Annotated in this window: 12 protein-coding genes; 7 read left to right on the top strand and 5 right to left on the bottom strand. The window is 67.5% G+C overall.

Going from position 1 to position 14,355, the window contains the following annotated elements; all coding sequences use genetic code 11:
* Positions 1 to 2: 2 nt before the first annotated feature.
* The gene (gene sctV, locus J5T34_RS20255) at positions 3 to 2,138 is read right to left on the bottom strand and encodes a type III secretion system export apparatus subunit SctV (protein WP_208582409.1); all 2,136 of its coding nucleotides are present in this window, start codon (positions 2,136 to 2,138) and stop codon (positions 3 to 5) included.
* A gap of 456 nt (positions 2,139 to 2,594) precedes the next feature.
* Between sctV and sctQ the strand changes: the two genes are divergently transcribed.
* Together sctQ and sctR are read left to right on the top strand one after the other, a co-directional pair.
* Positions 2,595 to 3,734 (top strand): type III secretion system cytoplasmic ring protein SctQ, encoded by a 1,140-nt coding sequence (gene sctQ, locus J5T34_RS20250; protein WP_347880678.1) that lies wholly within the window; start codon positions 2,595 to 2,597, stop codon positions 3,732 to 3,734.
* Positions 3,731 to 4,390 carry a type III secretion system export apparatus subunit SctR gene (gene sctR, locus J5T34_RS20245; RefSeq protein ID WP_006576043.1) on the top strand — a complete coding sequence of 220 codons (660 nt, stop codon included), beginning with the start codon at positions 3,731 to 3,733 and terminating at the stop codon, positions 4,388 to 4,390. Before sctQ ends, sctR begins: the two co-directional genes overlap by 4 nt.
* A 71-nt stretch (positions 4,391 to 4,461) precedes the next feature.
* On the opposite strand, the gene J5T34_RS20240 is transcribed toward sctR, so the two are convergent.
* Positions 4,462 to 4,623, bottom strand: coding sequence for a DUF6726 family protein (locus J5T34_RS20240; protein ID WP_174105426.1), 162 nt, complete (start codon positions 4,621 to 4,623; stop codon positions 4,462 to 4,464).
* 100 nt (positions 4,624 to 4,723) lie between these two features.
* Here J5T34_RS20240 and J5T34_RS20235 point away from each other — a divergent pair, with 100 nt between their 5' ends.
* Positions 4,724 to 6,382, top strand: a complete 1,659-nt coding sequence (locus J5T34_RS20235; protein WP_432207690.1) for a L,D-transpeptidase family protein — start codon at positions 4,724 to 4,726, stop codon at positions 6,380 to 6,382.
* 30 nt (positions 6,383 to 6,412) lie between these two features.
* The gene (locus J5T34_RS20230; RefSeq protein ID WP_208582407.1) at positions 6,413 to 6,976 is read left to right on the top strand and encodes a YcbK family protein; all 564 of its coding nucleotides are present in this window, start codon (positions 6,413 to 6,415) and stop codon (positions 6,974 to 6,976) included.
* Positions 6,977 to 6,991: 15 nt separating this feature from the next.
* Here the strand turns inward: J5T34_RS20230 and J5T34_RS20225 are convergent, their stop codons facing one another.
* The 3 genes from J5T34_RS20225 to J5T34_RS20215 are packed head-to-tail and all read right to left on the bottom strand — an operon-like array spanning position 6,992 to position 10,467.
* Positions 6,992 to 8,218: an amidohydrolase family protein gene (locus J5T34_RS20225; protein ID WP_208582405.1), complete on the bottom strand. Its 1,227-nt coding sequence runs from the start codon at positions 8,216 to 8,218 to the stop codon at positions 6,992 to 6,994.
* A gap of 19 nt (positions 8,219 to 8,237) precedes the next feature.
* The gene (locus J5T34_RS20220; protein WP_208582403.1) at positions 8,238 to 9,212 is read right to left on the bottom strand and encodes a Bug family tripartite tricarboxylate transporter substrate binding protein; all 975 of its coding nucleotides are present in this window, start codon (positions 9,210 to 9,212) and stop codon (positions 8,238 to 8,240) included.
* Between the two features lie 16 nt (positions 9,213 to 9,228).
* Positions 9,229 to 10,467 carry an NAD(P)/FAD-dependent oxidoreductase gene (locus J5T34_RS20215; protein WP_208582401.1) on the bottom strand — a complete coding sequence of 413 codons (1,239 nt, stop codon included), beginning with the start codon at positions 10,465 to 10,467 and terminating at the stop codon, positions 9,229 to 9,231.
* Between the two features lie 98 nt (positions 10,468 to 10,565).
* Between J5T34_RS20215 and J5T34_RS20210 the strand changes: the two genes are divergently transcribed.
* The 3 genes from J5T34_RS20210 (at position 10,566) to J5T34_RS20200 (ending at position 14,348) form a co-directional block, all read left to right on the top strand.
* Entirely contained in the window at positions 10,566 to 11,432 is an 867-nt protein-coding gene (locus J5T34_RS20210) for an IclR family transcriptional regulator (RefSeq protein ID WP_208582399.1), read from the top strand.
* A 160-nt stretch (positions 11,433 to 11,592) separates the two neighbouring features.
* On the top strand, positions 11,593 to 13,566 hold the full coding sequence (locus J5T34_RS20205) for a PhoX family protein (protein WP_208582396.1): 1,974 nt from the start codon (positions 11,593 to 11,595) through the stop codon (positions 13,564 to 13,566).
* A gap of 209 nt (positions 13,567 to 13,775) precedes the next feature.
* On the top strand, positions 13,776 to 14,348 hold the full coding sequence (locus J5T34_RS20200; RefSeq protein ID WP_208582394.1) for an OB-fold protein: 573 nt from the start codon (positions 13,776 to 13,778) through the stop codon (positions 14,346 to 14,348).
* The last annotated feature ends 7 nt before the right edge of the window (positions 14,349 to 14,355 follow it).

Here is a 14,355-nt window from a genome sequence, read left to right as displayed (position 1 = left end):
GCTCACTCGACCTCGGGATTGCGGATCCAGCCGACCGGCACCAGCCGCACGTCCTCGTCGACCTCCTGGTAGGACAGCACCGGCAGGCGCGGCGCGACCGGCTCGATCAGCCGCTTGATGTAGCGGCGCACGTCGACGCTGACCACCACCACGACGCGCGCGGCATTGGCCTTTTCCAGCAGCTGGCGCAGCTGCTCGCGAATCTCGCGGGTGACGTCGTGGCTCAGCAGCAGCAGGTTGCCGCGCGCGGCCTTCTCGATCGCGCCCTGCACGCGCTGCTCCAGCGCGGGTTCGAACAGCACCGCATCGATGGCGCGTTCGCCGCCAACATGGCGGCTGGTGATCAGCCGGCCCAGATCGACGCGGACCAGTTCGGTCAGCGCGATCGCATCGGTTTCCTTCGGTGCCCAGGTGACCAGGCTCTCGAAGATCGTGCGCAGATTGCGGATCGGCACGTCTTCCTGCAGCAGGCGGCGCAGCACTTCGGTGACGCGCTGCAGCGGCACCACGCGCGCCAGCTCCATCACCAGATCCGGCGCCTCGGCCTGCATCACGTGCATCATCTCCTGCACGTCCTGGATACCCAGCAGCGGCGCGGCATGCTGCTTGATGACCGCACCGACATGGACGGCCAGCACTTCCTCGCACGACAGCGTGCGCGGCGCGCCGGGCGCGGGCGCGTCGCTGCCGGCCTCGCGGCCGCCGCGGCCCGTCGGCTTGTCCTGCGGAATCCATACCGCTTCGGCGAACGGGCCGAACGGCGCGCCGACCACCGCGCGGCCCTGGTCGACCAGCGCGCGCGATCCGGGCTCGACCAGTTCCATGCCGGGGCGCAGCGCGCCGGTCGACGCCACCACGTCCTGCACGCGGATGGCGTAGGCATCGGGCTCGCCCAGCGGCCGGTACTCGATCCGCAAGCGCGGAAAGACCATGCCGAGGTCCGCTTCGACCTGGCTCTTGGCGATCGTCATGCGCTGCTCGAACTGCCGCATGTCGAGGCGATCGCGCAGCGTCGGGTCGAGGTCGAGCGCCAGCGCCGGCGCCACGGCCGAGCGCGCGTCCTCTTGCTTGCGGTCGTCCGGCATCTCGATCCACGTGACCGTGCCGGCGGTGCGCTGGCCCCGGCGCATCAGCCAGTAGCCGCAGCCTGCCACCACCAGCGCCATCGCGCCGAAGGTCCATTTCGGAAAGCCCGGCACCACCAGGAACACGGCGATGGCGACGCCCGACACCAGCAGCGCCTTCGGCTGCGCCAGCAGCTGGCGGCCGATCACGGTGCCGAGGTTGGCGGCGCGACTGTCGCTGTCGTCGGACGACACGCGCGTGATCACCACACCGGCGGCGATCGATACCAGCAGCGACGGAATCTGCGACACCATGCCGTCGCCGATGGTCAGGATCGCGTAGCGCTGCAGCGCGTCGCCGATGCTCATGTCCTTCATCAGCGTGCCGATCGTGATGCCGGCCAGGATATTGACCAGCGCGATGACGACGCCGGCGATCGCATCGCCCTTGACGAACTTCATCGCGCCGTCCATCGCCCCGTGCAGCTGGCATTCCTGCTCCAGCGAGCGACGGCGCTCCTGCGCCTGCGCGGCGCTGATGGTGCCGGCGCGGACATCGGCATCGATGCTCATCTGCTTGCCGGGCATCGCGTCCAGCGCGAAACGCGCGCCGACCTCGGCCACGCGCTCGGAGCCCTTGGCAATCACGATGAACTGCACGATCGCGATGATCAGGAACACCACGCCGCCGACCACGACGTTGTTGCCGACGATCAGCTTGCCGAAGGTCTCGATGATGTGGCCGGCATTCGCGTTCAGCAGGATCAGCTTGGTCGACGCGATATTGAGCGAGAGCCGGAACAGCGTGGTGAACAGCAGCAGCGAGGGGAAGGTCGACAGCGACAACGCCGACGGAATATAGGTGGCGACGATCAGCAGCGTCAGGCTGATGCCGAGATTGATCGTCAGCATCAGGTCCAGCAGGAAGGTCGGCAGCGGCAGCACGAACAGCGCGATCACCGCGAACAGCAGCAGCGTCAGCGCGATGTCGGACTGGCGCGAGGCCGCCGCAGCCATCTGCTGCAGGCCCGGCGCGGGGCCGATCCCCTTGGTAAATCCCGACAGTTTTGCCATGACGCGGTATGTGGGCTGCTGCGATGGTTCGATCGGCCGTTCGCCGGGACGGGCCCGGACTGCCGCACTGAATCGCGCTCCGTCACGGCCACGCAGGCCATGCCGCCGCGGCGCACCCCTGGCGAACGGTGAGCGCAGTGTATGGCGGTTGCGCCACGCGACCAATACCGAGGATTCGTAGCGGCGGGGCTGCGGACGGCCCCGCCGCGGCCGCCACTACCAAGGCTCGTAGTGGACGAGGCTGCACCTGCTTCCGTATCGTTCTTCCGTCGCGTATTTCCGCGTATTTCCGTCACCAACCGTCTCACTAACTGGCAGCGACCGCTGCGGAGAACGCTGCCGCCGGCGGGCCTTGCCATGCCTCTGCCATCCATGACGTCATCCGTTGCGCTCAGCGAACCTCCAGCCTCCGCAGGCCCCTTGTCAGCGGGCCGCGGCGGGTCGGCGCGTGCGCGCGTGCGGCTGCATCGTCCGGGAAGCAACGATGCGCCGGTCCGCGAACTGGATGCCGCGCCCGAGTTGCCGCACGTCGAAGCCGATGTGGCGGCGCTCGCCAATCGCCTGCTGTGCCGTACCGCGCCGCTGCGGCTGCGCGCCGGCGGCGCCGATTGGCTGCTGCATTTCGAGCCGCAGCCGAGCCCCTCGGCCGGGGCGGGCCCGGACGCCCAGGGCCGGGCCCACGCCAACGCTTACGCCTTCACGCTCGGCGAGACGCGCGGACAGTTGCTGTTCGATGTGCCAAGCGAACGCCGTCTGCTGGGCGTGGACGGCGCGGCGGAGACCCTGCCGGCCCTGCTGCGGCAAGCGCTGATGGCGGACGCGCTCGCCGAAGTCGGGGAAACGGTGGCCGCCGCGATTCGGCAGCCCTTTGTATGGCAGGGCGATGGTCCCCGCTCGGGCGCGCCCTGTTTTGGACTGACGCTGCGGCGCGTCGCCGATGGCGCGGCCGGCGGCGAGACGCTGCACGCGACCCTGCAGCTGGACGAGCCCGAGCGCCTCGCCGCCCTGCCGCTGCGGCACCGCGCGCCCGACACCCCGCTGCCCGCCTGGCTGGAGCAATTGCGGGTGCCGCTGGCCGTGCGCATCGGTACCACCGCCATCGCGGTCGGCGAGATGCGCGACATCCGTCCGGGCGACATCGTCGGCATCGAACGCTGGCAGACGCACGGCGGCGCGCTGGCCGTCCACTGCACGACCGGTGCCGCGGGGCTGGGCTGGCCCGCGCTCGCCGAGGGGCGGCGCATCACGATTCAACGCCCGACCGGCGCGCCCGCCGCGCCGTCGGCTCAGGGAGAGAACATGGAAGACCGCAACAACGGGCAGCGCGAGTTGCCGCATCCCGACGCCGCGCCGGCCGCGCTCGATCGGCTCGAAGAGCTGGAGGTATCGCTGCGCTTCGAAGTCGGCGACGTGTCGCTGGCGCTGGCCGACCTGCGCGAGGTGCGGCCCGGCTACGTGTTCGAACTGCCGCAGCCGCTGAAACAGAGCGAGGTGCGCATCGTCGCCGGCGGCCGCATCCTCGGTACCGGCACGCTGATCGCGGTGGGCAACCGGCTCGGCGTGCGCGTCTCCAGCTTCGCCGCGGGCGACGCATGAGCGGGAACCTGTACAACCCGGTACTGATCCTCACCGTCATCCTGGCGTTCGGCATTGCGCCGTTCGTGGCGCTGATGGTGACGAGCTATACCAAGCTGGTGATCGTGTTCGGGCTGCTGCGCGCGGCGCTGGGCCTGCAGCAGGTGCCGCCGAACATGGTGCTCAACGGCATCGCAATCATCCTGACCGCCTACATCATGGCGCCGATCGGCGCCGACGCCTTCGATGCGATCGAGCGGCGCGCGCAGAGCAATGCGCCCTTCAACGTGGGGGATGTGGTCACGGTCTACGATTCGGTCAGCGGACCGCTGAAGGAATTTCTGATCAAGCACACCGAGGAGCGCAACCGCACCTTCTTCGTGCAGTCGGCCAAGCGGATCTGGCCCGAGGGCCGCGCCGACGATCTGCAGCCGGACGACATGATGGTGCTGATCCCGAGCTTCACGCTGTCCGAGCTGACGCGCGCGTTCCAGATCGGCTTCATCATCTATCTGGTGTTCGTCGTGGTGGACCTGATCGTGGCCGCGATCCTGCTCGCGCTCGGCATGTCGATGATCGCGCCGACGACGATCTCGGTGCCGTTCAAGCTGCTGCTGTTCGTGATGCTGGAGGGCTGGACGCAGCTGATCCAGGGGCTGGTGCTGTCGTACCGCTAGGGGAGTCCGCCGCCGAGCCGACCCGGGCATCGATCGCAGAATCGACCGCGTTACCTCGGTACCTCGGTACCTCAGTCGATTACCTCGGCGCAGGCATCGGTCGGCAGCGCGGCGACATCGCCGATCACGGGCACGATCTTCAGTCCCGCGGAGGCAACCCGGCAGGGCGCGGCAAGCACGCCGCAACCGCCTAGCGCAAGGACCAGCGGCAACACCATCAGCAATCGTTTCATCGGGCAGGACCTCGTCGGCGGGAACGCGCATTGTGCACCATTCCTTGCGTGGCGGCATCCTGGGCTAGCATACGGACTGATACGCCTTTTCGGATCGCCGATGACTTTTGCCGCAACGCCCCATCTGAACGTCCCGCAACCGCCCTGTTCCGTTCCCCGTGCGCGCCGCCACGGCTGGTTCGCCGGCGCGCTGACCGCCCTGCTGATCGGCTTTGCCACGGGCGCCATGGCCCAGCCACTGTGGTTCGTCGGGGGCAAGCCGACGCAAGCCGCGCTGCAGGCGGTGTCCGCCCTGGTGGATGCGCCGGCCGACGGACTCGAGCCCGAGGACTACGACGCCGACACGCTGCGCCGGTCCATCGCCCAGGCCGCCAATGGCCCGCCCCTGCCGCCCGAGGCGGTGGATCGCCTGGACGGCGCGCTCACTGCCGCCATGCATCGCTATCTGTCCGACCTGCACAAGGGTCGCGTCGATCCGCGCAAGGTCCAGGCCAACTTCACGATGACCGAGGAGAAGCCGTTCGATCCGGACAGCCATCTGCGCGCCGCGGTGGAAGCCAACCGTCTGCCGGCCGCGATTCGCGAAGCCGCCCCCTCGTTCCCGCTCTACGGCACGCTGCGCGAGGCGCTGGCGCGCTATCGGGGGCTGGCCGCGCAGCCCCACTGGAAAACGCCGCTGCCAGCGCTGCCCGAAGGCAAGCTCAAGGAAGGCATGCGCTACACGGGCCTCGCGCAGATGGCCCAGCGCCTGACGGCACTCGGCGATCTGCCGGCGGGCACGCCGGTACCGGCGACCTATACCGGCCCGCTTGTCGCCGCGGTCAAGTCCTTCCAGGCTCGCCACGGCCTCGAAGCCGACGGCGTAATCGGCCCGGCCACGCTGATCCAGCTCAATACGCCGCCGTCGGCGCGCGTGCGCCAGATCGTGCTGACGATGGAGCGGCTGCGCTGGACGCCGCTTGCCGAAGGCAGCCGCATGATCGTGGTGAACATCCCCGAGTTCATGCTGCGCGCCTACGAGTTCCACGAGGGCAAGCTCGACATCCGGCTGGAGATGAAGGTGATCGTCGGCAAGGCGCTCGACACGCGCACGCCGCTGTTCAAGGAGGACATGCGCTATATCGAGTTCAGCCCGTACTGGAACGTGCCGCGCTCGATTGCGACAAAGGAAATCATTCCGCGCCTGCAGCGCGATCCGGCCTACTTCAATCGGCAGGGCTTCGAGTTCGTCGCCGGCAACGAGGTCATCAAGCAGCTGAATTCGGCCAATATGCAGGCCGTGCTGGACGGGCAGATGCGCATTCGCCAGCGGCCAGGACCGCTGAACGCGCTGGGCGACATCAAGTTCGTGTTCCCGAACAACCAGGCCATCTATCTGCACCACACGCCCGCGCCGCAGCTGTTCAAGCGCGGCCGGCGCGATTTGAGCCATGGCTGCATCCGCGTCGAGGATCCGGTCGCGCTGGCCAAGTTCGTGCTGAAGGACATGCCCGAATGGACCGAGGAACGGATCCGTCAGGCGATGGGCGCCGGCAAGGCCAGCACCGTTTCGCTGGCCAATCCCCTGCCGGTAACGCTGGCTTATGGCACGGCCGTCGCAAGGGCCGATGGACGGGTATACTTCCTCGCTGACATTTACGGCCAGGATAAAGTGCTCGGCCAGGCGCTGCAGCAGCGCGCCGCGCGACGGGCGTCCCATACACCTGCCGTACGCGCCACGCCGCCGGCCAACCGGGCGGCCAGCGCCCCGCCCTCCTGAACCGAGCCAAGCAAGCTAAACCATCACATCATGACGTATTCACGTGATCCGGCACGGCGCCGTTTCCTGCAACGTACCGGCGGCCTGGCGCTGAGCGCCGGCCTGACGGCCCTGGCGCCGAAGCTCGCCCTGGCCAATGTGTCGGGCGCGCGGGCGCTGGCCTTCGACCACACCCATACCGGCGAGCATCTGTCGCTGGTCTACGCGATGGGCGAACAGGTATTGCCACAGGCCCACCTGAAGCTCAATCGCTTCCTGCGCGACCACTATTCCGGCGACGTCGGCACCATCGATCCCGAGCTGTTCGGCGTGCTGTACCAGCTGCGCACGGTGCTGCGCAGCGACAACCCGTTCCAGGTCATCTCCGGCTATCGCAGCCCCAATACCAATTCGCGTCTGCGCAAGACGCGCGGCGGCGGCGTGGCGAAACACAGCCTGCATATGGACGGCAAGGCGATCGACATCCGCCTGCCCGGTGTGCCGCTGGACGATCTGCGCGACGCGGCCGTGTCGCTGCAGGCCGGCGGCGTCGGCTTCTACCGCAGCGAGAACTTCATCCACATCGATACCGGCCGCGTGCGCCGCTGGGGTTGAACCTGGCGCCGATCGTTACTGGCGCGGCTCGCTTCGTCCGCGCTTGTCCGACACGATCCGGCCGTCCTTGAAGACCAGGTGCAGCTGACGGACGTTGTTGACGTCCTCGAGCGGATTGCCGCCGACCACGATCAGATCGGCGATCTTGCCGGTCTCGATGGTGCCGAGCCGATCGCCGACGCCGCAGACAGCGGCACCATGCGCGGTCGCCGCGCGGATCGCCTGCCACGGCGTGGCGCCGTCGCGCACCCAAAGCCCCAGTTCCAGCAAGGCCGCGTCCTTCAGCGGCCGGATATCCGAGCCGAGCGCCATCCGCACGCCCGCACGCAATGCTTTCTGGAAGGCCTCGGTGTGCTGCTCGACCGCGGCCTCCGCACGGCAGCACAGCGCGTGCGCCAGATTGCGCTCGGTCGACCAGCGCCGTTCGAAGATGTTGCTGGCCTGCCCCGGCGTCAGATGACTGATCGCCAGCGTCGGCACATACCAGGTGCCGTGTTCCACCAGGGCCTCGATGCACTCGTCGTCCATGATGTAGCCATGCTCGATCGAATGCGCGCCGAGACGAACCGCGGCCTTCACCGCGGCCGGATTGGTGGCATGTGCCATCACCTTGAATTCGCGCAGCTTGCAGATGTCGAACGCCGCCTTGATTTCGTCGTCGAGCAGGAAGCTGTGCCGATGCAGGTCCCATGCCGGCCCGAGAATGCCGCCAGACAGATTGAGCTTGATATGGTCGACGCCATGCTTGATCTGCTCGCGGATCGCCTTGACGAAGCCATAGGGGCCATCGCATTCGAGCGCATGACCCGATGTCAGAAAATGCCCGCCGGTCGTGGTGAGGAAATGTCCCGCCGCAAAGACGCGCGGCCCCAGATGCTGGCCTGAATCGAACGCGCGCTTCCATGCGACATCCATGAAGCTGTGCGCGCCTGCACTGCGAAACCCGACGATGCCCGATTCCAGCAAGCCCTGCTGCAGCTTGTGGCCGAACAGCGTGACCTGATCGGGCAGCGGCATGTCGGCCAGCGTCGGGAAGTAGTCGGGGTGGATATGCACGTCCCACAGGCCCGGCATCAGGAAGGCACCCTGCAGATCGACCACCTCGCAGTCGGCCACGCCCGCGGGATCGCCGGTATGGAAGATCTCGCGGAGCTTGCCGTCCTCCAGCAGCACCGCCTTGTCGCGCTGGGCGACGGGCTCCACGCAGTCGATCAGCGTGGCATGTTTCAGCAGCGTCCTCATGCTGTCCCCTTCCCTGTCGTCATCGTTTGGCGGCTGGCGCCATCTGCCTGGCCAGCTCGCTCCATTTGGTGATTTCTGCGTCGATATAGCGGCCGAACGCTTCCGGCGACGAGCCCTGCACCACCGCGCCGAGCGAGGCATAGCGCTGGCGCACCTCCGGCATCTGCAGAATCGCGTTGACTTCGCGGTTCAGCTTTGCGACGACGGCGTCGGGCGTTTTCGCGGGCGCCAGCAGCCCCCACCAGGTGCCGCCGGTGAAGTCCGGCAGTCCCGCCTCGGCGAAGGTCGGCACATTGGGCAGCGATGGCAGCCGGGACGGCAGCGCGACGGCCAGCGCGCGCAGCTTGCCGGCCTTCACGTGTTCCTGCACCGCGGGCGGCGTGTCGAAGGTGTAGTCGATATGGCCGGCGATCACGTCGGCGATCGACGGGCCGCTGCCCTTGTACGGAACATGGGCCGCTTCGATGCGCGCGATCCGCTTGAACAGTTCGCCGCCCATATGGTTGGAGGTGTTCTCGCCGAACGACGAGTAATTGAGCTTGCCGGGATTGGCGCGCGCGTAGGCGATGAACTCGGACAGGGTCCTGGCGGGCACCGCCGGATTGACCACCAGCAGGAACGGCACCGTCCCGACCGTCGACACCGGCTTCAGGTCCCGACGCGGATCGTAGGGCAGGCTCATCGTCGCAGGCGCGATCGAGACCTCCGGCGACGCGGCCAGCAGCAGCGTATAGCCGTCGGGCTCGGCGCGCACCACCGAGGCCGCGCCGATCGTGCCGCTGGCTCCCGGGCGATTCTCCACCACGATCTGCTGACCCAGCCGCGCCGACAACTGCTCGGCCAGCAGACGGCCGCCGACATCCGTACTGCCACCTGGCGGATAGCCGATCACCATGCGAATCGGCCGCTCGGGCCAGTCCGCCGCCGCGCCAAGCTGCGGTACCGCGGCCGTCAGCAACATCGACGAGGCCGCGAGGAAAGTGCGTCGTTTCATGGTGAGCTCCCCTGTGTCACATCATCGCATCCGCAATCCGATACGCCGTATTGACCGAGTCCGTCACGCCCAGATGCCCGTGCCCAACGGCCAGCCACAGCCCCGGCTGGCCATCGGCAGGCCCGACGATCGGCACCGAATCCGGCATGCACGGCCGATGCCCCATCCACCGGCTCGGCGCCGGATCGTCCAGGCCGTCGAAGGTCTCGCGCGCAATGCGCTCCAGCATCGCCGCACGCCGCATATCGGGCGGGCGCGACAGTCCGCCGATCTCGACCGTACCGCCGACGCGCAGCCCCTCCTCCATCGGCGTGACGAACACCTTGCGGTCCGCCAGCACGACCGTGCGCGATACGGTGCGCGCGGCGTCGCGAAACTGCACGTGATAGCCCCGCTGGCTTTCCAGCGGGATATCGATCCCCAGCGGCGCCGTCAGCTGGCGCGACCACGCCCCGGCCGCCACCACGACTTCGTCGAAGCACTCGTTCGCGCGTCCATCGGCCTCCACCACGCACCAGCGCGGCCGCCCCGCAAAATCCGCCCTCTGCAACGCGCGCACCTCGGTCCGACGCCTGCCGCCGCCGCGCTGCTCGAACGCCCGCACGATCGCCTGCACATAACGCCCCGGATTGACGATCGTCGCGTGGTCCTGCAGAAAGACGCCGACCTGATAGCGCCGGCCGACGTTCGGCTCCAGCGCCTCGATGCCGGCGCGGTCCAGCGTCTCGAACTCGTAGCCGAATTCCCTGCGCATGCGCCACGACGTCGCGTCCTTCTGCAGCGCCGCGGCATCGGGATACAGATGCAGATGGCCGCGCCGAATCAGCAGCTCCGGCACGCCGATCTCCTGGGTCAGCTGCAGATGCCGCTGCACCGCATTGACGTGAATGGCATGCAGCCGCTCGGCGGCCCGCTCGACACGGCGCGGCGAGGCCGAGGCAATAAAGCGCAGCAACCACGGCAAGGCGCGCGGCAGGTACGGCAACGGCAGATACAGCGGACTGCGTTCGTCCAGCAGCATGCTGGGCAACGAGGCCAGCACGCCGGGCATCGCCAGCGGGGCCACGGAGCCCGGGCTGATCGCCCCTGAATTGCCGTAGCTGCAAGCCTGGCCGGGCTCGTCGCGATCGATCAGCGTGACCTCGGCCCCGCGCTTCTGCAGCTCGTACGCGATCGCCGACCCGACGATGCCGGCCCCGATCACGGCGACGCGTGGCGGGCGGGACGGAGGGATCGGCGCGTTCTGATGTTCCATGGAATCCGGTGGATGTCTTGACGGCTTCGAATGTAAGTGGCTCACTGTCGTCCGTGCAATAGCAAATATCGGTATCCGATATTCAGGGAGAGGCGGGAATGGCGAAGGCAAAGGCAGCACGGGGTTCGAAGGCCCGTGCTGCTGCAAGCGGCAATGACGATGGCGACCAGCGCGATCGCAGCGACGAGGACGGTCGGTCCGCCAATCCGCTGTTCATCGCGTCGATCGGCAAGGCCTTCGAAGTGCTCGAGCGGCTGGCGGACATCGGCCGCCCCGTCGGCCTGACCGAACTCTGTCAGCATGCATCGCTGAGCCGCAGCGCGCTGCAGCGCATCACCCATACGCTGACCGCGCTCGGCTATCTGCGCCAGGACCCCAAAACCCGCGCGTTTACGCTGTCGGGCAAGGTGCTGCATCTGAGCCACGCGATGCTGTCCAGCGACTCGCTGCGCGACCGCGCGCTGCCGCATCTCGAAGACCTGAATCGCCGCACCGCCGAGACCGTCAACCTGATGGAGATGGAGGCCGACGAGATCGTCTATGTGGTCCGCTTTCCTGGCTTTCGCTCGGTCAGCGTCGACCTGCACGTCGGCTCCCGGCTGCCGATCCACTGCTCCGCCGCAGGACGCGCGATCCTGGCCGAGATGGATCTGGACGACGCGATGCGGCTGCTCGCGCGCGTGCCGCGCCGCGCGATGACACCGCATACGCTGACCGAGCTGCCGGATCTGCGGTCGGCCTTGCAGACGGCACGCAAGCGCGGCTATGCGCTGAACGATCAGGAATCCTTTATCGGCGATATCTCGATCGCCAAGGCGATCCTGAACCGGCAGCGCGAGCCGATCGGCGCCGTCAATATCGCGGTGCCGACGTCGCGCTGGACGGTCGACGAAACGCTGCGGCAGCTGCTGCCGCAATTGCTGGTGACTGCGCGCGCGATCGAGCGGGACGTCAACGCGCGCTGAGGGAATGGCTCGAATCGAATGGAGCCGCCGCTGTCAAAAAACTGTCATCGTCGCTGCCTACCATCCTGACTGCGCTCCGAAGAGCGGTCCCCCTCGATGCCCGGCCACCCGCCGGGCATCGTCGTTTGCAGCGTCGAACTTTCAGATTGCTTTCAACAACATGAAGCCAACACCGAATCCCTCCCGCCGCACCCTCCTGAAATTCCTTGCCACCTCGCCGATGCTGCCGCTGGGCTCGGCCTCGGCCGCGCTGCTCGCCGGATGCGGCGGCGACGACGACGCGGACACCGCGCCGAACCCCGGCACGCCGACCGCCACCTTCACCACCGCCGAGTTCATCGGCATGGCGGCACCGACCCTGGCCGCACCGGCCGCGATGGCCACCACCACGGTCGGCTCGGAACTGAAGGTCTCGTTCAGCGACGGCAGCAGCCAGACCTACAAGCTCGCCTACCAGCCCTTCTTCATCACCGGCGATAAAGTGCCCGACGGCAAGGGCGGCACCGTGGTGGCCGGCGGCTACTTCGACATCAACAACCAGCCGATCCTCGACCGCTCGGTGCCCGGCAGCGAGCGCCAGTTCTTCTCGGATTGCGTCGACGGCAGCTCGCTGCTGACGCTGCCGAACGCCAACGTGCCTGGCATCAAGGGCAAGCCGGTGTTCGCCGTGGTGCAGTTCGAATACTCGACGCGCGACCAGGCCGGCGCCTCGACCTACGGCATGCTGCCGTCGCCGATCGCGATCCTGACGCTCGACCAGGATCCGGCCACCGGCAAGCTGACGCTGGTCAAGTACCACAACGTCGATACTTCGTCGGCGCGTGGGCTGTGGATTACCTGCGGCGCCAGCCTGTCGCCGTGGAACACGCACCTGTCGAGCGAGGAATACGAGCCCGACGCCTTCACCATCGCGTCCAACACGCAGTTCCAGCGCTTCAGCACCTTCACCTTCGGCGACCCGACCGCGGCCTCGCCCTACGACTACGGCCACCTGCCGGAAGTCACGGTCAACCCCGACGGCACTGGCTCCATCGTCAAGCACTACTGCCTCGGCCGCATCTCGCATGAGCTGGTCTGCGTCGCACCGGACGAGCGCACCGTGCTGATGGGCGACGACGCCACCAACGGCGGCGCCTTCATGTTCATCGCCGACCGCGCCCGTGACCTGTCGTCCGGCACGCTGTACGTCGGCAAGTGGAATCAAACGTCGGGCACCGGTCCGGGCTCGGCCACGCTGAGCTGGATTCCGCTTGGCCACGCCACCAGCGACGAAATCCGCGCCCTGGTCCGCGGCGGCATCAAGGCCACCGACATCTTCGACGTCAAGACCACCGATCCGGCCGATGCGAGCTATACCCGCATCCCGTTCAATGGCGGCTTCCAGTGGGTCAAGCTGATGCCCGGCATGGAAAAGGCCGCAGCCTTCCTGGAGACGCACCGCTACGCCGCGCTCAAGGGCGGCAGCCTGGGCTTCACCAAGTGGGAAGGCACGACGATCAACGTCCGCGACAAGATCGCCTATATCGCGATGTCCCGCATCGAATCGTCGATGCTGAACGGCTCGGGCGGCGTCAAGGTCGAGGGCCCCTACTCGGGCGCGGTCTACGCGCAGAACCTGCGCGGCGGCCAGTCCGACACCACCGGCGCGCCGATCCATTCGGAATGGGTGCCGGTCGATATGGCCGCCGTCCCCGAACTGATCGCCGAAGACTTCGGCGGCGGCAAGCTCAAGCAGCAGGACGCGCTCGGCAACTTCGCCAATCCGGACAAGATCGCGACGCCGGACAGCCTGAAGTATTCGGAGAAGCTACGCACGCTGTTTATCGGCGAGGACAGCAACACGCACGTCAACAACTTCCTGTGGGCGTACAACATCGACACGAAGAAACTGTCCCGCGTGCTGTCGACGCCGGCCGGCGCGGAATCGACCGGCTTGCATGCCGTGGACGAGATCAATGGCTGGACTTACGTCATGAGCTCGTTCCAACATCCGGGGGATTGGGAATCGCCGTTGCACGACATCGTGAAGCCGACGCTGGATCCGCTGGTTCGGGCGAATTACAAGGATCGGTTTGGGGCGGCTGTGGGGTATATCACGGGGGATGCGACTTCCGTGAAGCTGGCCAAGGGTTGAGCCTTAGCCGCGTTGAAAGAAACCCGGGCGCGAGGGAACGCCCGGGTTTTTTCTTTATTGGCATCCGGGTGCCAGGGCGATCGCGCCGCCGATCCTGAAAACGAAGCCGGCTTCGTCCCGATAACGGCGAAAGACGACTAGACTGTCGCCCTCGGCTGCATCCCGCATGCCGTGCCCTGCAGGGCCGGCCCTTTCATCCCCATCCCTCAATGACCGACAAGACCCGACAAATCGCCATTGCCCTGATCATATTGGCGGTGATCGCCATGCTGTGGCTGGTGGGCAACGACCAGAACAATGCCGGCGACACCGCCCCCTCTGCCATTGCCGACGCGTCGCAAGCCTCAGCAGCCAGCCCGGCCGGAGGCATTTACCGCGGCGGCACGCTGGAACCGTTCAGCATCGACCCCACGCGGCCCGCAGACCGCCTGCCGGTGTACCAGGCGGCCGCGATCCTGCAGGACTATCGCGACAACGGCGACAACGCCGATCAACGTTATCGCGGCGCCTACTTCATCGTCGAAGGCGTGGCCAGCGGTATTCGACGCGAGGGCGACACGCAGGTCTATCTCGATATCCGCACCAGCGACCCGACTCAGTCGGTACGGGCGAACCTGCTGGAGCAGCAAAACTGCGGAGCCGCGCGGCCGGTCTGCGAAGTGGAGGCCCGTGCGACGATGGTTCGGCGTGGACAGAAGGTGGCGGTGGAGTGCACGGGCGCGGGGATCGTCGATACCACGCCGGTGCTTGACGGTTGCCTGCTGCGGGGTGGGGCGAATTGATGTGAAG

Source organism: Cupriavidus gilardii (assembly GCF_017598945.1).
Lineage (GTDB): Bacteria > Pseudomonadota > Gammaproteobacteria > Burkholderiales > Burkholderiaceae > Cupriavidus > Cupriavidus gilardii_E.
Note: the sequence above shows the minus strand (reverse complement) of the source record. Positions and strands in the feature narration are given on the sequence as shown.

Excerpts from the sequence above, each read along its gene's own strand:
- J5T34_RS20235 (WP_432207690.1), top strand. The coding sequence starts at position 4,724 with ATGACTTTTGCCGCAACGCCCCATCTGAACGTCCCGCAACCGCCCTGT.
- J5T34_RS20210 (WP_208582399.1), top strand. The coding sequence starts at position 10,566 with ATGGCGAAGGCAAAGGCAGCACGGGGTTCGAAGGCCCGTGCTGCTGCA.
- J5T34_RS20215 (WP_208582401.1), bottom strand. The coding sequence starts at position 10,467 with ATGGAACATCAGAACGCGCCGATCCCTCCGTCCCGCCCGCCACGCGTC.
- sctR (WP_006576043.1), top strand. The coding sequence starts at position 3,731 with ATGAGCGGGAACCTGTACAACCCGGTACTGATCCTCACCGTCATCCTG.
- sctV (WP_208582409.1), bottom strand. The coding sequence starts at position 2,138 with ATGGCAAAACTGTCGGGATTTACCAAGGGGATCGGCCCCGCGCCGGGC.
- J5T34_RS20225 (WP_208582405.1), bottom strand. The coding sequence starts at position 8,218 with ATGAGGACGCTGCTGAAACATGCCACGCTGATCGACTGCGTGGAGCCC.
- J5T34_RS20240 (WP_174105426.1), bottom strand. The coding sequence starts at position 4,623 with ATGAAACGATTGCTGATGGTGTTGCCGCTGGTCCTTGCGCTAGGCGGT.
- J5T34_RS20200 (WP_208582394.1), top strand. The coding sequence starts at position 13,776 with ATGACCGACAAGACCCGACAAATCGCCATTGCCCTGATCATATTGGCG.
- J5T34_RS20230 (WP_208582407.1), top strand. The coding sequence starts at position 6,413 with ATGACGTATTCACGTGATCCGGCACGGCGCCGTTTCCTGCAACGTACC.
- J5T34_RS20205 (WP_208582396.1), top strand. The coding sequence starts at position 11,593 with ATGAAGCCAACACCGAATCCCTCCCGCCGCACCCTCCTGAAATTCCTT.
- J5T34_RS20220 (WP_208582403.1), bottom strand. The coding sequence starts at position 9,212 with ATGAAACGACGCACTTTCCTCGCGGCCTCGTCGATGTTGCTGACGGCC.